The sequence below is a fragment of the Colwellia sp. 75C3 genome (genome assembly GCF_002836255.1).
GTDB lineage: Bacteria > Pseudomonadota > Gammaproteobacteria > Enterobacterales > Alteromonadaceae > Colwellia.
In genome coordinates this window covers 380,646-396,053 of record NZ_PJAU01000031.1, presented here as the reverse complement: position 1 = coordinate 396,053, position 15,408 = coordinate 380,646, and the positions used below count along the sequence as shown (strand labels likewise).

Below are 15,408 nucleotides of genomic sequence, written 5' to 3'. Positions count from 1 at the left end.
AATATTAATTTTAGCAACCTACATAGTTGATAACAGTCGTTGCAGGTAATTCTCTAAACAGATCATCAATTTGAGGAGAACAATGTCCAAAACTCATATTATCTGTCTGAATGAACTGTAAATTAATCAAACCATCAGTCCCTGGCCCAGGGTTTTCAATTACGCCAAACAGTGGAATTAAATCGGTTATAGCAGCATTATCACTCAGATTTAACGTTCCGGATAACCAGGTTAACGCTGATAAACTTGAAATATCTGAAAGACTATTAAAACTCAACTCAAGATTAGCTAAAGACGTCAAACTTGAAAGATCGGCAATAGCTGCAGTCGCTGAAATACTATTATTATCAAGGTAAAGAGTTGCCAGTGTCGTAGGTAATGTTGAACTGGGAATGGTCGTAATCAGGTTATTGGATAATGTTAATATCTCGAGTGATGAAAAATTTGAAACCGCTGTAATAGTGGTTATGCTATTTGCACTTAAATCAAGTGAAGTCAGTGAGCTTAAACCTGAGAGAAAGGTAATATCTGACATACCAAGCAAATGTAAATTGAGCACAGTTAACGAAGTCATGGATGATAAAACAGATAAATCAGCCACCGCAACGTCAGCATTAGATAGTGAAAGGCTAGTAAGCGAACTAAGTGAAGACAATGATGATATATCAAGACCTGTATTCCAAGCAGATATATCATCCAACGTTAGCGTTGTTAATAATGGCAATGATGAGAGGAAAAAAAGATCATCAAAATAATTTTTTGTAAAATTTAGCGTTAATAAATTAGGTAATTGATTCATTCCGGTGTAATCAGCAGATACCCAATAGCTATCACAATTGAGAGATACAAATTCATGAACATAGATATAGCCATTTGCGGCTGCATTATCACTAACACAACCAGATAAAGTAGAATCAATAAAGACTGAAGTGGGTGCTAATAAATCGGCAACCAATACAGGGGTTACCGTCATATTATGTGCTGTTGTAGTTTGGCCACCATCATTATCAGTTACTGTCAGCGTGAAACTCAATGTAGTAGTCGCTGTTGTAATAGGCGAGTTAAATGATGCTGTCTGGCTATTAGCGTTTGTCCAGGAGCTTGTAACATCTATGCCGGAGGTTTGTGCCCACTGATACCCTGATATGGTACCATCTACGTCTGAGGCTGTAGCCGTTAGCGATACCGGTAAATCAACTCCTACATTTTGGTCCGCTGGCATATTAATGCTAGGAAGATCATTCACTGATATCACTGTAATGCTTATGGTCGCTGCAGTTGAAACCGTACTATTATTATCAGTTACCGTGAAGGTGAAGCTATCACTGCCGAAGTAATTGTTATTGGGAGTATAATTGAGGTTAGGAGCTGTCCCTGTTAGCGAGCCGTTGGAAACTGCCCCTGGTGAATAACTGATGACAGTTCCATCAATATCTATTCCAGCTAAAGTAATCGATAACGGAATATCCTCATCAGTTGATAATGTTTGCGGTGTAGCCGTTGGTTGGTCATTTACAGGTGTCACCGTTATTGTAAAGTTTTCAGTTGATGCAACAACACCATCTTCACCACCATCAACAACGGCTAAGGTTACTATACCTGAAGTTAAAACACCTTCAAGCGCTGTCCATGTTACTACACCGCTAGTTGATACAAGCATTCCTGCTGGAGCCCCTGTCAGGCTCCAGCTCAATTGCGTTCCATCATTAGCATCATCTATATCGCTTACCGTTGCACTATAGGTATAGAGTATATCCTCTGTTGCCGTTGTTCCTGCAATACTTGTGATATTTGGCGGATCATTTACTGCTGTTACGTTAATGCTAATTGTTGTTGCTAGTGAAGTTCCACCATCATTATCCGTTACCGTAAAGCTGAAACTATCACTGCCGAAATAATTATTATTGGGAGTATAAGTGAGATTAGGGGCTGTGCCTGTTAGAGAGCCGTTGGCAACTGCGCCCGCTGAATAACTACTAATCGTTCCATCAATATCTGCTCCAGCCAAAATGATCAATAACGGTATATCTTCAGCGGTGGATACTGTTTGTCCTGTTACTGTAGGAAGGTCATTCACTGGGCTTACCGTAATACTTACTATTGCAGGGGCTGAATCTATATCACCATCATTTATTGTATAGCTAAAACTATCAGCCACAGTTTCTGAACCATCATGAGTATAAGTAACCGTGCCATTATTATTGTTCACCAGGCTACCATTGGTAACAGTACTGAGGATGGTTATTATTAAACTGGAATTTGGCGTTTCTACATCAGTATCATTACTACGAATAGACATAGTAACACTCGCTCCTTCTGCCACTGTAGCAGTATCAGGGTTTGCAATGGGGGCATTATTAGCAATAATATTTATTGATACATCATCTGTACTCGTAAGACCAATATCGTCGGTTGCAGATAACTGAAATACCAATATTTCATCGGTACTAATATTCGGAGCAGTAAATGAAGGTATTAAACTATTGGCATTTAATAAGCTAACCCTTGTACCTGAAACCTGTGTCCAGCCAAAATTTACAATAATACCGTCAATATCAATGGTCGTGCCTGATAATGAGACTAAAGTCTGTTCATTAACTGTTTGATCATTACCTGCAGCAATTAAAGGCGCATTGGTGACAATAACATTGATTGCAACAGTATCCGTTGTTGAATCCCCAAAATCATCAGTAACTGTTAGGGTGAAAATAGCAATTTCGCTGTCAGTAATATCAGGGGTTGTGAAAGACGGATTTAAAATTGTAGTATTACTGAGTGTTACGTTTGTCCCCTGAGTTTGTGTCCAGAGAATAGAACGAATACTGCCATCAGTATCGGTTGCAGATCCTGATAAATTAACTAAATTTTGTTCATATATCGATTGGTCACCTCCAGCATTAGCTATTGGTTTTTGATTTGCAATGATGTTGATTGATACTGAATCAATCGCAGACTGACCAAAATCATCTGTCACCGTTAAAGTAAAGTTCAGGGTTTCATTGGTATCAATATCAGGTGCTGTAAATGATGGATTCAGGCTATTAAAATCATCAAATACAACAGTAGTTCCCTGCTGCTGATTCCATTCTATAACAGTAACTCTTCCGTCTGAGTCAGTTGCCGTAGCCGATAAACTAACTTGGTCCTGCTCCAAAATAGTTTGCTCAACTCCTGCATTCACATCAGGTATGACATTGGTTGGTACTTCCAGTAAATCATAATCAACGTCAGGAATACTGGTTGTTTGAAAATTGGTGAAATTATTGTTTTTGAAGCGAGTAATTGCAGCGTCTAGGTCAAGCCCCGATGGTAATACTCCTCCAGCAACAGATATGGCTACACCATTGATTGTTCCATCGATATTTCCATCACTGAAATCTGCAATAACTGCCTGCATAATTTCATAAGTTGGTAATGATAATCCCAAAGATACCGCTACTTGATTATCAATATTAGCAAGCCCTCCTGCAAGTAACGCATATTGCCTGGCCGTTTCAGGTACTGTCTGGTCTGGGTTTACTGGATCTGCGGGTATTATACTAAGGGGGTCAAATCCGAGTCCTGCTGTAAAGGTATCAATATTAATCAAATAAGCGGCATAAAAATCACTTCCAAATTCACGTAATGATTTGTCATAAATTGACTGAGAAATCATAGTCAATGCAATAGAATTATAGCTTGGGGGTAGAACAGTTGATAAGCCTTCTTCTGATGAAAATGTAATCTTACGTTTTTGATTAATATCAGGATTCTGATCCGTTTCATCGATAAAATCACCGCCACGGCTTTGCAGTAATAGATATCCTCGGACAGCGGGTAAGTCAAGATTGAATAATCCATTCACATCAGTTATTGCTGATGAAATTACTGACGTGTAATCAACAGTACCATCAACAGCAATGTTATAAGCATTAATAGTTGCCCCTACTAGCACTCCTTTAGTGACGCCGCCAGATACGTTGACTTTCACTACTTGTGCTGGGGGGATTTTTGTCACACCAACTGATGTTTCATCTTCACCTCCTCCGCACGCTGAGAGTATTAATATGCTTAGAGCGCAGCTAAAAATTTTCAAGTATGTTAATCGTTTATTCATAATCTTAATTCCTGCATGATACAGTCATATTAAATCTATGGATTTCTAGGTATCTATGGAACATTCTCCGCTGTAGAGTTACCAAAGATTAATGTCCCTGTGACAAGTTCACTTGGGGTCGTTATGTCGTTTTGTAATACATAAACTAACCCCGCTCCTGCAGGCAGATTATTGCTGCCAACCTTGCTACTAAATAAGCCAGAAAAACTACCTGTCCCTCTTAATGTAGAGCCAATATTTACGTTATCATAAGTTCCTGAAAACAAATGACTTCCATCAGCTATTGTTCCTGAACCAGAAGCATTCCAAACACTTCCATTGATACCTATACTAAGAGAATTTGCGACAGTTTGATTGGTAAAATCAACAGAGAACGAAGCTGTACCAAGTATACCTACATCACCTAAATTATTAGTTGGGTCGGTATTTCCAGCTAATGAATATACTGCTGAGCCTGAGATTGGTAACGCTTGATCAGTTTGAAAATTATCAAATTGCCAATGAAATGATGAGTTATTTAGATCAATTTTAGAAACAGTGCCGCCTATAGCTTCTGCCAGCATAAAGTTATTGCTCCAACGTCCCCAAGATAATCCTGAATGTGAATCATATCCAACACTAATTTGTTGTGCCTCTCCAAGACTAAAGAGCATGTTATTATTGGTTTCAGGTGAAAGTGCATAAAATTGAGTTAAACCATAATCTGCAGTGTTCAAACTGTCAGATGGAGTAACCGTTGCCGTTGATAAGCCCTCTCCATTACTAAAAAGTCCTGCAAAGGCGATTGAATTAATATCGGTAAAATCATACACCTTATTATCGATTCTAATCGGGTTACCATTTTGATCATACCCATCAGTTGAAACAACTGCTTCGTCCGCTCCTACTATCGAAATAATAAAATCGTTACTCGTCTGAGGAAATCCGGTGAAGGGTAGGATACCAATGGGAATGTCTTCAATATTAATACCCGAAAAAGGGCCTGCTAATGCCGGGTCAACTAATGTCGGGTCAACCAATGTCGGGTCAACCAATGTCGGGTCAACCAATGTCGGGTCAACCAATGTCGGGTCAACCAATGTCGGGTCAACCAATGTTGGCTCAACCAATGTAGGGTCAACCAATGTAGGGTCAACCAATGTTGGCTCAACCAATGTTGGCTCAACCAATGTTGGCTCAACCAATGTTGGCTCAACCGATGTTGGCTCAACCAATGTTGGCTCAACCAATGTTGGCTCAACCGATGTTGGCTCAACTGATGTTGGGTCAGCTGATTTTGGTTCAGTTGATGTTGGGTCAGCTGATTTTGGTTCAGTTGATGTTGGGTCGACTGATTTTGGTTCATTTGATGTTAGGTCGTTAGACGTTTCTCCAGAAGCGTTACTTTCATTATCAGTTTCATCTACATCGACCAGTTTATCATCTTCAATAACATCAGGATCTCCTAAGGTACGTTTGTTATCCGATAATAGAAATAAGATGGGATCAGCTGAATTAGAGACGAGGTTTATAGGTGGCATAATAATTCTAATAGGTGCTTCATTAGCAGAGGCTACATAGGCGTACTGGTTTTTTTCCAGTACCAATATACCGACAGCATTTGTGATAACGATAGAACCACTCGATACTGCAAAATATACTCCCGCAGGCATATTACCAGCCCCATCTAAACCTACACAGGTTGTAGTACAAATAAGAACACTGTAATCAGTCCCTCTGATACCTATCGTGGCAATGGGAGTTTTAACAAGATATTTAGATTTATCGGGCCCTGCTCCAATGGCACCACTAATCGTTCTAAAGCCACCTTTTAATAGGCTCATGGTCATCGATGATTTATCACTACTGCCCACAACATTTTGAACAGTATTTTTATTAAATTTATATTCTTCTAGCGATAATTCAGAAAGAGGTTTTAGCGTAACTTTTGCACCATCTATCATCAGAAGGTTTGCTCGAGCATCACTTCCTGTAGTGACAATATCTTTTTCAAATAGCAGAGAACCTCTTTTTAACGGAACCATACGCTCACGTTGAGCATTCACCTCACCTTTAGCAACCAATACTTTACCAATTTCAGCTGAAACATTGTTAACTCCTAAGACAGACAGAAATAAAATTATGCAAAATCGTTTTAAGTTCATTCCTTAATCTCCTTTAGAATTGGTAGTTAACGCCAAATTCAATAGCTGATTTTTTGTAGCTATACAATTCGAAAGCATCGTTTGAATTATTATCAATCCAAATAACTTTCCCCCAATAACTTAAATTTTCATTAATTAACCAAGTAGAAGTCCAATCAGCAGATGACTGTTTATCGATTCGATAATGACCAAAAAAACTTCCCTCATAATCAGTTTCTGCATACTGAAGTCCCAATCTTGAAATAACTTGAGACGTTAACTGATTAACAATAGCTAATTGAAACGCTAGTTTTTTATTAGCATAAGGTGATGATTCTATGTCCATTTTGTCCTCTACCGCGAACAGAGTTAGACGGAGCTGCCAACTTGATTCGAAGTTGGCCATATATCCTGCAGATAATAAATACTGAGTCATATCTCTTAACTCAAGAACTTTTTCATGACTATATTTAGAAATCTTAACTGACATCTCATAAGAAGAAGTTGAGTTTGCATCTAACTTATAATAGCTGTTGATAAAAGAACCTTCGCGGTCAAGATTTTCAGTTTGATAATCAATACTTGAGGTAGCTAAGCTAGGTTCAATATTAAACGCTTCACCTTTAACCCGTGATCTTAGAATACCTATATCTAGCTGAGTAATATTATTATCATTTGACCATTCTAATCCCGTTTGTAATATTTCGACATTCATGTCGACAAACTCTGCTGATGGATTACCTCTTAAATAAACCGCACCTTTAGATTTCCAACGCCAATCAGGTGCAATCGGCTTACTGTATGAATCAGATAATAATAACGTGTAGTAAGAAGAGGCTGTTTCTATATTTTTATCCGCAAGGGTGATGCCATTAATATCCCTGATACCGGTAGCATTATTTGCATTTGTATCATAACCAATTGAAAAAGAAGCTGTTGGTAAGTGAATAGTTTGATATAGATTATCTTTACTAGTTATTGCTCGAAGGTAAGTTGTAATAGCATTTTTGATGTTTTTTGGGGGAGACAATTCAAGGACTCGGTTAAAAATTCTTTTTGATTCTGAATATTCCTTGCTATGAAAATAAGCTCTTGCAAGTTCAAACATTGCACCGGCAAAATGTGGATTTGTTAAAATCGCACTTTCCAGTGCAAATATTGCTTCACTATATTGTTCTAACTCAAGATATGCAGTACCTAAATAATAATCGAAATTAGCATCACCTGCATAATCATAGGAATACGGACTTAATTGAGTGACTATATTTTCATAGTTATTTTCAATAACAGATGCTTTTGCTAGCTTTAAAAGGGAGGATAGACTAGGACGGTTTTCTGCATATACAGGTGTTGTAGTTATCACAAAATAACAGATAAATAAAAACAATTTGATAACTCTCAAATACATATAAAATCCTATTTTTCATAATTGAAAAAGTGACCCAATGTATTCGATAATTTAACCAATTATCTATACGTTATATTAATGCTTCTCACCTCTAACGTCTACACGAGGTATAAACAATAATATTATTGATTTTAAGTAGTGTTTAAAGTGTAATATATAAATTGAAATTCACAATGTTAATCGCTTTTTTATGACAACAATTAATATTAGCCAAAAAATATTCTTCGAACAAAGCAGCGAAACTGTAGTGGAAAATTTAGCACCAACTCGCTTCCTCCGTTGGCTGCCTTATATGTTCTTCAATATTTGCTAGCAACACCCGATAACCAACATTGCCATAAAGCACCTGCCGACCATTATCAATGATGTAAGATGGGCTGCCTTTCAAAGACAACGCTTTTGCTTGTTGGTAGTCTGCCATTAACGAGGCCATTGCGCTTCCGTCAAACATCGCTTTATTAATACGTTCACCATCAATACCCGCGGCCTCAAGCAACGAGAATAGTAAGCTTAGTTGGGCGATATCTTGTCCATCAATATAAAAGGCTTGTCGTATTAACAAGGCTATTTCTATGCTTTTATCTTTGCCATAACTCAGCTCAACAGCCTTTAGCACTAAATGGGCGTTAGCTGAAGTATTAGGTCGCACTTTATACCAAATATCTGGATTTATCGATGCATCAGGATAAGGCGCAGCAGAATCTATTACATGTTTTGCAAAACCCGCATAACCGCCACGTTCAGCCCACTGATTGGGTATTTTATTACAGGCATCGCCAAAAACATCAAGATAATGATAGCGTAACTCAATTTTACCTGACAATTTATTATTAAGTTCATCGATACGTCGTTGTGCTATCCATGCCCAAACACATAAAATATCACTGTAATAATCGATAACAACGGGAGCGGCCATGCTTTTTTCCTCTTTCTTAGGTACTGAACTTTTATGGGAAATTTAACTGTTAGCTATTAGCTATTAGCAGCAAGCATTGCAAATATCATCCAAACTTGACGTGATCACTGAAACATTCAGGTAACCAACGCGTTTTAATTGCTCCGCAGAAAAAATAGCACGTGCACCCGTTGCACAGTGTAAAAAAATAGGTTGTTTTTCATTGGGATACATTTTTAACATCTTCATTTCAAGTAAACCACGAGGGATATTTATTGTACCCTCAGCGGATTTCTCAGCATATTCACTGGGCTCTCGCACATCAATTATCACACCATTTTCTTGCTTGGCTAATACTACCGCTTCTGCTGCCGAAATAATGGTTAATGATTCTCTAGCTTGCGCGATTACATCAGGTATTGTTTTTAACATGCCCATTCCTCAATAGATAAATTAGGCTAACTTCGCCTAGTCATTACAGACGCTATTATTATCTTTAAAAGTCAATACTTAAGCGCTGCCCTTTAGTCCAATTTTTTTCAAAATAACCATCATCAAACACCATTTAGTGAAAGATGACTGTATTAAATTAACAGCAATAAAAACAGTAAACCATAACCAATGTTGAGAATAATTAACCGCTAAAAATAGTGATAGTAAAATCATAGTACCAGCAACTAACCTCAGAGCTTCGTTAATAGTCATTCCGCTTTACTCCTAATTATGTTTTTAAAATAATTTACTTTTAACAGCATCTATTTTCAATGCTATTTATTTAAATAACCATTCATTAGCATTTGCTAATAAATCTATATTAGCCTTTACTAATTTAGAAAACAAGTATAAAGTAAAATACATTAAGCCGTGCTAAAGACTTTGGATAAAATCATGAATACTGAACAACAGAAACTATTAGAAAATGCCACAGAAGTGGCCGCAATGTTGAAGCAATTATCCAACCCTTACCGCTTAATGATCTTGTGCTGCTTAAGTGATAATGAACTGACTGTTGGCGATTTAAATCAACGCATTGATCTTTCACAATCTGCACTTTCACAACACCTAGCCAAATTAAGGGAGAGTAATATTGTCACTACAAGACGTGAGTCTCAGACAATATTTTATCGTATTGCTAACCCCAAAATAGAAGAGTTACTGCGTGTATTACATGAGAAGTTCTGTAGCAATGAGCCAAGTATTAAAGTTTAACAAGTGCATTAATTATGACCATTAAAAAGACTTTTACCACCACGTTACTAAGTAGAGTACTTAACAGTAAAGTTCCGCTATTTATTTTGATCTTATCAATACTCGCTGGTTTGATGGCGCTTAACTTTACGCCACGTGAAGAAGAGCCACAAATTGTTGTCCCCATGATCGATGTTATCGTCGATGTCCCAGGGGTAAACGCCAAACAAGTCGAACGCTTAGTTACCACCCCACTTGAGAAACTATTAGCGCAAGTAAAAGGCGTAGAACACGTTTATTCTGTCAGTAATAGCAATCAATCCGTGGTCACTTTGAGATTTACTGTCGGTGAAAATCGCGAACGAGCACTGTTAAATACCTATAACAAATTACATGCTAATACCGAGAAAATTCCTGCCATTGTTAGTAATTGGCGGGTTAAACCTATTGAAGTAGATGATGTCGCTATTGTCATGTTAGCGTTATATAGCACCGATAGCAGTCAGGTAGATGATTTCGCCTTAAGACGACTTGCACAAGAAGTATCTACCTTTTTACAAGCTATCGAAAACACCAGTGAGGTTAACATTGTTGGTGGTCGCGCCCGCCAAATACAAGTAAATATCAATCCAGAACAAATGACAGCACGAAAAGTTACTGTTGATGATATTTTTAATGCTATTAAGGTGTCAAATGTATTAGAAAGCCACGGCAACATTACCTTATCGGATCAATCCATAACGCTTGAAAGTGGTGATACCTACCGGGATATTGAAGCCCTAAAGCAAACCCCTATCAGTGTTATTAATGGCAGCGTTATTTTACTCAAAGATATCGCTGAAGTAGTTGATGGTCCCGCAGAGCAAACCAGTTATACCTGGCTCGACTATGCTAACAATCGCGCTAAAAATCATGCTAACAATTCGGTTAGTGGTGCCCGTAATGATCTCCCTATGGTAACCATTAGTATTGCTAAGCAACAGGGTAGTAATGCTGTCACTGTTGCTAATGCTGTCCATGAGAAAATAGCACAATTACAATCGGCTATTTTTCCTGCTAATGTCGAAGTACAAGTATTACGTGACTATGGCGCAACCGCTAACGAAAAAGTAAATGATTTAACCACTAGCTTAGCCTTTGCTGTTTTTACGGTAGTGGTTTTTATTGGCGTCTTTTTAGGTTGGCGATCTGCGTTAGTGGTTGGTTTAGCGGTACCTATTTGTTACGGCATCACCTTATCGCTAGATTTAATTTTTGGCTACACCATTAATCGCGTTACCTTGTTTGCGCTCATTTTATCATTAGGTTTATTGGTGGATGACCCTATTACTGGCGTCGATAATATTGAACGGTATTTGGCAAAAATTAAAGGGAAAGCGAATACTAAAAATATGCATGACGCCATTGTATCCGCCATCAATGAAATACGTGTACCTTTATTAATGTCTACACTCACCATTGTACTTGCCTTTATTCCCCTGGCATTTATAACCGGCATGATGGGACCTTATATGGCCCCCATGGCCTTTAATGTTCCGCTAAGTGTTATCAGTTCAACCTTGGTCGCTTTTCTAGTTACCCCTTGGTTAGCTGGAAAACTTATTAAAGCAAAGCCTACTCCAACCAGTTCTTCTCAAGAAGTAAACCAGCAAGGTTTTCAACGCTTTTACCGTAAAATATTAACGCCACTGCTAGATAGCCGTGCAAAAGGTAAAGCAGTACTCGCTTTGGTATTAGTGTTATTTGTACTTGCCTCTTTATTACCTGTTATGCGTTGGGTGCCGCTGAAATTATTACCTTTTGATAATAAAAATGAAGTACAGGTCATTATTGATATGCCTGAAAGTGCTACCCTCGAGCAAACTGCTGCCATGGCCAAAAAAGTTTCAGTTATCTTACAAAGGATCCCTGAAGTGACCACCATTGCCAGTTATGTTGGCTTGCCCTCCCCCATAGACTTTAACGGCATGGTTAGGCAGTATTATCAACGTCATGCTCCTTATCTAGCTGACTTGCGAGTACTATTGCTTGATAAAAGCCAACGCCAGCATCAATCGCATGCCATTGTATTAAGAATGCGAGAGCACTTAGCACCGCTCAATAATCTATTAGCAAAAAACAGCGATATAAAAATTCGTGTGTTAGAAGTACCGCCGGGCCCGCCAGTATTGAGTACACTCGTTGCAGAAATATACGGTAGTGAATTCACTCAGTATGCCAGTTTACAGCAAGCAGCAGGCTTAGTAGAACAGCGCCTCAGGTTAGAGCCATTTGTGGTCGAAGTCGACTCTACTGTCGGTGGTGAGCAAACACAGTTACGCTTTGTTAGTGATAAAACCAAAGCAGCACTTTCTGGCATATCAACTGTAAGTATTAATCACACCATTGGCGTGGCAACAAAGGGACAAATTGCTGGTTATTTACACCTTGATAATGAAGCATCACCCTTAGCCATTAATATCAAATTGCCCCTTGAACAACGCCAATCATTGAGTGATTTAAAACGTCTATCCTTAAGGGGGCAAGCAGGCATAATTCAAACCAGTACCCCACAAGGTATTGATATGGCACCACAACCTTTAGTTTCTCTAGGTGAGCTTGGTGAATTTATTAAAAACACCCGTGATAAACCTATATTCCATAAAGACTTAAGACCTGTGGTTTATGTCACCGCTGATATTTCTGGTAGAACGCCTGCTGAAGTTATAGCAGACATCAATAGCGACTTAGTTCCGCACCAAACGGATACCAATAGTGATAATATTGAGCATACCGCTCAAAGGGACTGGCAAGACCGAAGCTTCCTAACTAATGGTGGCGGATCTTCTTGGCAATTACCCAAAGATATTGAGCTTTCATTTAGCGGTGAGGGTGAGTGGCGCATAACAATCAGAGTATTTCGTGATATGGGGCTAGCTTTTGCGTTCGCGTTAACAGCAATATTTATTGTTCTGAGGATTCAAACAGGCTCAGCTGCTTTATCAGGCATTATAATGTCAGCCATCCCATTAACGGTTATTGGTATTATGCCGGGTTTCTTTTTATTAAATCAATTTGGTGAGCGCCAAATTGCCGGAGCTCCTGATCCTATTTTATTCACCGCCACAGCGATGATAGGCATGATCGCCCTAGCCGGCATAGTGGTTAGAAACTCACTCATTTTAATTGAGTTTATTAGCCAAGCTCAACAACAAGGTGCTTCAATAAAAGAATCGTTAATTCAAGCAGGCGCAGTGCGAATGAGACCAGTATTACTTACAGCAGGTACAACACTATTGGGTAATTTAATTATCACCTTAGACCCGGTCTTTAGCGGGCTCGCCATAGCGATTATATTTGGCATTATCTCTTCAACAGTATTTACACTGCTGGTCGTTCCTATCGTTTATTCCTTAGTTTTTGATGGTAATAGAAATACCGACAACCAAGTAAAACATCAATTAGACGGTTCATTAGACTATTTATTAGAAAAGAAGGCTTAATCATGAGTACACCGCAAATTCAACAAGAGAACACAGCTAAAAAAGTCATTGTTCCTATATTAGCGCTTATTGTACTACTCATCATGGTGGCGTGGTTAGCGGGATCTTTTAACAACAAAGTCTCCCCTGGTTTTGAGACCCCTCCGACGGCATTGGTTAATTCAGCTAGCTATAGAGTAAAGAGTAGCACAGAGGCAATCTTTGAAGGTGTTGCCGCCAGTATTACCGCAAAACAAACCACGGTTATCTCTTCAAGATTACTGGCACGTATTGATAAAATCAACGTACGAGCAGGTGATATTGTTAAAAAAGGTGACATATTAATTACCTTAGAAAACGAAGGATTATCATCCAAAGTGATTGAAGCCCAAGAACAAGTCAATGCTGTGTTCGCTAAACACACCGAGGCACGACAAAACTTTAAACGGGCTAACGAATTATTCAATAAGAAAATTGCTTCTCAGTTTAATTTAGACAAAAGTAAGGCTAACTATCATAGTATCAAAGCCGAGTTAACCGCCGCGAAACAAAACTTAGCTCAAGCGCAAACAACATTAAGTTATGCAACACTACGTGCGCCAATTAATGGCAAGATTGTTGACCGCTTTGCTGAGCCCGGCAATACAGCACAAGCAGGTAGTAAATTATTATCGTTATACAACCCTCTTTCTTTACGTGTTGAAGCACAAGTACGAGAACAACTTGCACTTACGCTCACTCAAGGACAAAGTATCACGGTAGAACTACCAACGATAAAGGAAAAATCAGTTGGTCTAGTGGAAGAAATAGTACCTGCTGCTAACACCGGTTCACGTAGTTTTTTAATTAAAGTGAGCTTACCCTACCAAGAAAGTTTATTACCTGGCATGTATGCACGATTATTAATTCCTGCTGGTCATGCACAAAAACTTTACGTACCTAAAGACAGTGTTGCTCACGTTGGTCAACTCGACTTTGTGCACGTACTTGTTAATGGCCAAAGTCAAAGGCGCTTTGTACGCTTAGGTGGATTGAATGAGCAAGGTTTTGTTTCAATTATTTCTGGTTTAGTTAACGGAGAGATTGTTATCACAACTAACTAATAAGGGTTATTATTGCTGTTAGTCAGCATCAACAATGGCTATTATTCTTATTTTTATTTTTCATAAAAAAGATTCTGAATTTATCGTCTTAAATAGCTGAAATACGCCGATAAAGTAAAACATCATTCAATTTCTTTCATTTACATCGAGTTTACAAGTTGGCTATATAGCTAAAATTTGATAGGATCGCGGAAAATTTAATACATCAACATTTTAATCGATTAATAATCATTTTTTAAGGATGAACATGAAATCTAAAATAGCTATTGCTGCACTGCTTTTATTACCTCTTTCAGGTCAATATGCCATGGCTGAAGAAGCTGTCGCTGGAGAGTCAACGTTTACTACCTCTGCTGAGCTAGGCATGTTGTATAAAACAGGTAACTCTAAAAGCGGCGACATCAAAGCTGGCTTAAACATTAAGCATGAAAAAGACCAGTGGTTAAATTTACTTGCATTTAACGCTATAGCTAAAAAAACTGAAGTTGAAAATGCTGACGGCGAAGACGTTTATGAAAGTACTGATAATAAATGGGATATCTTAGGTCAAACTAACTATTCACTTCATGAAAATGGTAAAAACTATCTTTACGGTAACGCTTTTTATCAGCAAGATAAATTCAGCAGCTTCTCTTACCAAACATCGTTCTCTGCTGGTTGGGGTCGTCACTGGTGGGAAACTGAAACAAGTTCATTTTTTGCTGATATCGGACCGGGTGTAAAATACGATGTAACCCGTGCCGTGGCAGCAACAGATACAGATGCTGCAATTATTGAAAGCAGCGAAACTGCGGTAATAGTTCAAGCACAAGCTTTATACACTAAACAGATCAATGATTTTGTTGAATTTAAACAATATTTTGTTGCTAAGCAAGCACTTGAGTCTGATAAAAACAGTGTTTATAAGTCAGAAACTTCATTGACTACTAAGTTAATTGACTCATTACAGTTTAAATTCACTTTCCGTGTTGATTACGATACTGAAGTAGAAGAAGGCTTTGAGAAAACTAACACTGAAACGTCAGTGACATTAGTTTATAGCTTCTAAACTGTTCACTATGTAACAAGTAGCACCTTCAATGGACGTTACTTGTTGATGATTAAAAGGCTGTTACTTCACTTCGAAGACAGTCT

At 38.3% G+C, this 15,408-nt stretch carries 10 protein-coding genes and 1 pseudogene; 5 read left to right on the top strand and 6 right to left on the bottom strand.

Annotated features, from left to right (window positions below; genetic code table 11):
* Nucleotides 1–10 precede the first annotated feature (10 nt).
* On the bottom strand, nt 11–4,096 hold the full coding sequence (locus tag CXF85_RS01790) for a tandem-95 repeat protein (RefSeq protein ID WP_101226803.1): 4,086 nt from the start codon (nt 4,094–4,096) through the stop codon (nt 11–13).
* Between the two features lie 945 nt (nt 4,097–5,041).
* On the opposite strand from CXF85_RS01790, the gene CXF85_RS23385 reads away from it, so the two are divergent.
* The gene (locus tag CXF85_RS23385; RefSeq protein ID WP_442871853.1) at nt 5,042–5,656 is read left to right on the top strand and encodes a hypothetical protein; all 615 of its coding nucleotides are present in this window, start codon (nt 5,042–5,044) and stop codon (nt 5,654–5,656) included.
* Between the two features lie 149 nt (nt 5,657–5,805).
* On the opposite strand, the pseudogene CXF85_RS23380 reads toward CXF85_RS23385, so the two are convergent.
* From CXF85_RS23380 to CXF85_RS01765, 5 genes and pseudogenes are all read right to left on the bottom strand, one after another.
* Nucleotides 5,806–6,120, bottom strand: a pseudogene (locus CXF85_RS23380) (FecR family protein); the annotation flags it as partial.
* 133 nt (nt 6,121–6,253) lie between these two features.
* The gene (locus CXF85_RS01780; RefSeq protein ID WP_101226801.1) at nt 6,254–7,627 is read right to left on the bottom strand and encodes a tetratricopeptide repeat protein; all 1,374 of its coding nucleotides are present in this window, start codon (nt 7,625–7,627) and stop codon (nt 6,254–6,256) included.
* Nucleotides 7,628–7,883: 256 nt separating this feature from the next.
* The gene (locus CXF85_RS01775; RefSeq protein ID WP_101226800.1) at nt 7,884–8,543 is read right to left on the bottom strand and encodes a DsbA family oxidoreductase; all 660 of its coding nucleotides are present in this window, start codon (nt 8,541–8,543) and stop codon (nt 7,884–7,886) included.
* Between the two features lie 63 nt (nt 8,544–8,606).
* Complete coding sequence (locus CXF85_RS01770; protein WP_101226799.1) at nt 8,607–8,954, bottom strand: rhodanese-like domain-containing protein; 348 nt, start codon at nt 8,952–8,954, stop codon at nt 8,607–8,609.
* A 78-nt stretch (nt 8,955–9,032) separates the two neighbouring features.
* A complete protein-coding gene (locus tag CXF85_RS01765; protein ID WP_101226798.1) occupies nt 9,033–9,227 on the bottom strand; it encodes a YgaP family membrane protein in 195 nt (64 codons plus the stop codon).
* A gap of 183 nt (nt 9,228–9,410) precedes the next feature.
* Here CXF85_RS01765 and CXF85_RS01760 point away from each other — a divergent pair, with 183 nt between their 5' ends.
* The 4 genes from CXF85_RS01760 to CXF85_RS01745 all read left to right on the top strand — a co-directional run bounded on the left by CXF85_RS01760 (nt 9,411) and on the right by CXF85_RS01745 (nt 15,322).
* A complete protein-coding gene (locus CXF85_RS01760; RefSeq protein WP_101226797.1) occupies nt 9,411–9,731 on the top strand; it encodes an ArsR/SmtB family transcription factor in 321 nt (106 codons plus the stop codon).
* 14 nt (nt 9,732–9,745) lie between these two features.
* The gene (locus tag CXF85_RS01755; RefSeq protein ID WP_101226796.1) at nt 9,746–13,192 is read left to right on the top strand and encodes an efflux RND transporter permease subunit; all 3,447 of its coding nucleotides are present in this window, start codon (nt 9,746–9,748) and stop codon (nt 13,190–13,192) included.
* Between the two features lie 2 nt (nt 13,193–13,194).
* Nucleotides 13,195–14,274: an efflux RND transporter periplasmic adaptor subunit gene (locus CXF85_RS01750; protein WP_101226795.1), complete on the top strand. Its 1,080-nt coding sequence runs from the start codon at nt 13,195–13,197 to the stop codon at nt 14,272–14,274.
* A gap of 247 nt (nt 14,275–14,521) precedes the next feature.
* Nucleotides 14,522–15,322 (top strand): DUF481 domain-containing protein, encoded by an 801-nt coding sequence (locus CXF85_RS01745; RefSeq protein ID WP_101226794.1) that lies wholly within the window; start codon nt 14,522–14,524, stop codon nt 15,320–15,322.
* Nucleotides 15,323–15,408: the final 86 nt, after the last annotated feature.

What these genes read in the sequence shown, in the direction of transcription:
- CXF85_RS01745 (WP_101226794.1), top strand. Translation starts at nt 14,522, where the DNA reads ATGAAATCTAAAATAGCTATTGCTGCACTGCTTTTATTACCTCTTTCA.
- CXF85_RS01760 (WP_101226797.1), top strand. Translation starts at nt 9,411, where the DNA reads ATGAATACTGAACAACAGAAACTATTAGAAAATGCCACAGAAGTGGCC.
- CXF85_RS01780 (WP_101226801.1), bottom strand. Translation starts at nt 7,627, where the DNA reads ATGTATTTGAGAGTTATCAAATTGTTTTTATTTATCTGTTATTTTGTG.
- CXF85_RS01755 (WP_101226796.1), top strand. Translation starts at nt 9,746, where the DNA reads ATGACCATTAAAAAGACTTTTACCACCACGTTACTAAGTAGAGTACTT.
- CXF85_RS01790 (WP_101226803.1), bottom strand. Translation starts at nt 4,096, where the DNA reads ATGAATAAACGATTAACATACTTGAAAATTTTTAGCTGCGCTCTAAGC.
- CXF85_RS01770 (WP_101226799.1), bottom strand. Translation starts at nt 8,954, where the DNA reads ATGTTAAAAACAATACCTGATGTAATCGCGCAAGCTAGAGAATCATTA.
- CXF85_RS23385 (WP_442871853.1), top strand. Translation starts at nt 5,042, where the DNA reads ATGGGAATGTCTTCAATATTAATACCCGAAAAAGGGCCTGCTAATGCC.
- CXF85_RS01750 (WP_101226795.1), top strand. Translation starts at nt 13,195, where the DNA reads ATGAGTACACCGCAAATTCAACAAGAGAACACAGCTAAAAAAGTCATT.
- CXF85_RS01775 (WP_101226800.1), bottom strand. Translation starts at nt 8,543, where the DNA reads ATGGCCGCTCCCGTTGTTATCGATTATTACAGTGATATTTTATGTGTT.
- CXF85_RS01765 (WP_101226798.1), bottom strand. Translation starts at nt 9,227, where the DNA reads ATGACTATTAACGAAGCTCTGAGGTTAGTTGCTGGTACTATGATTTTA.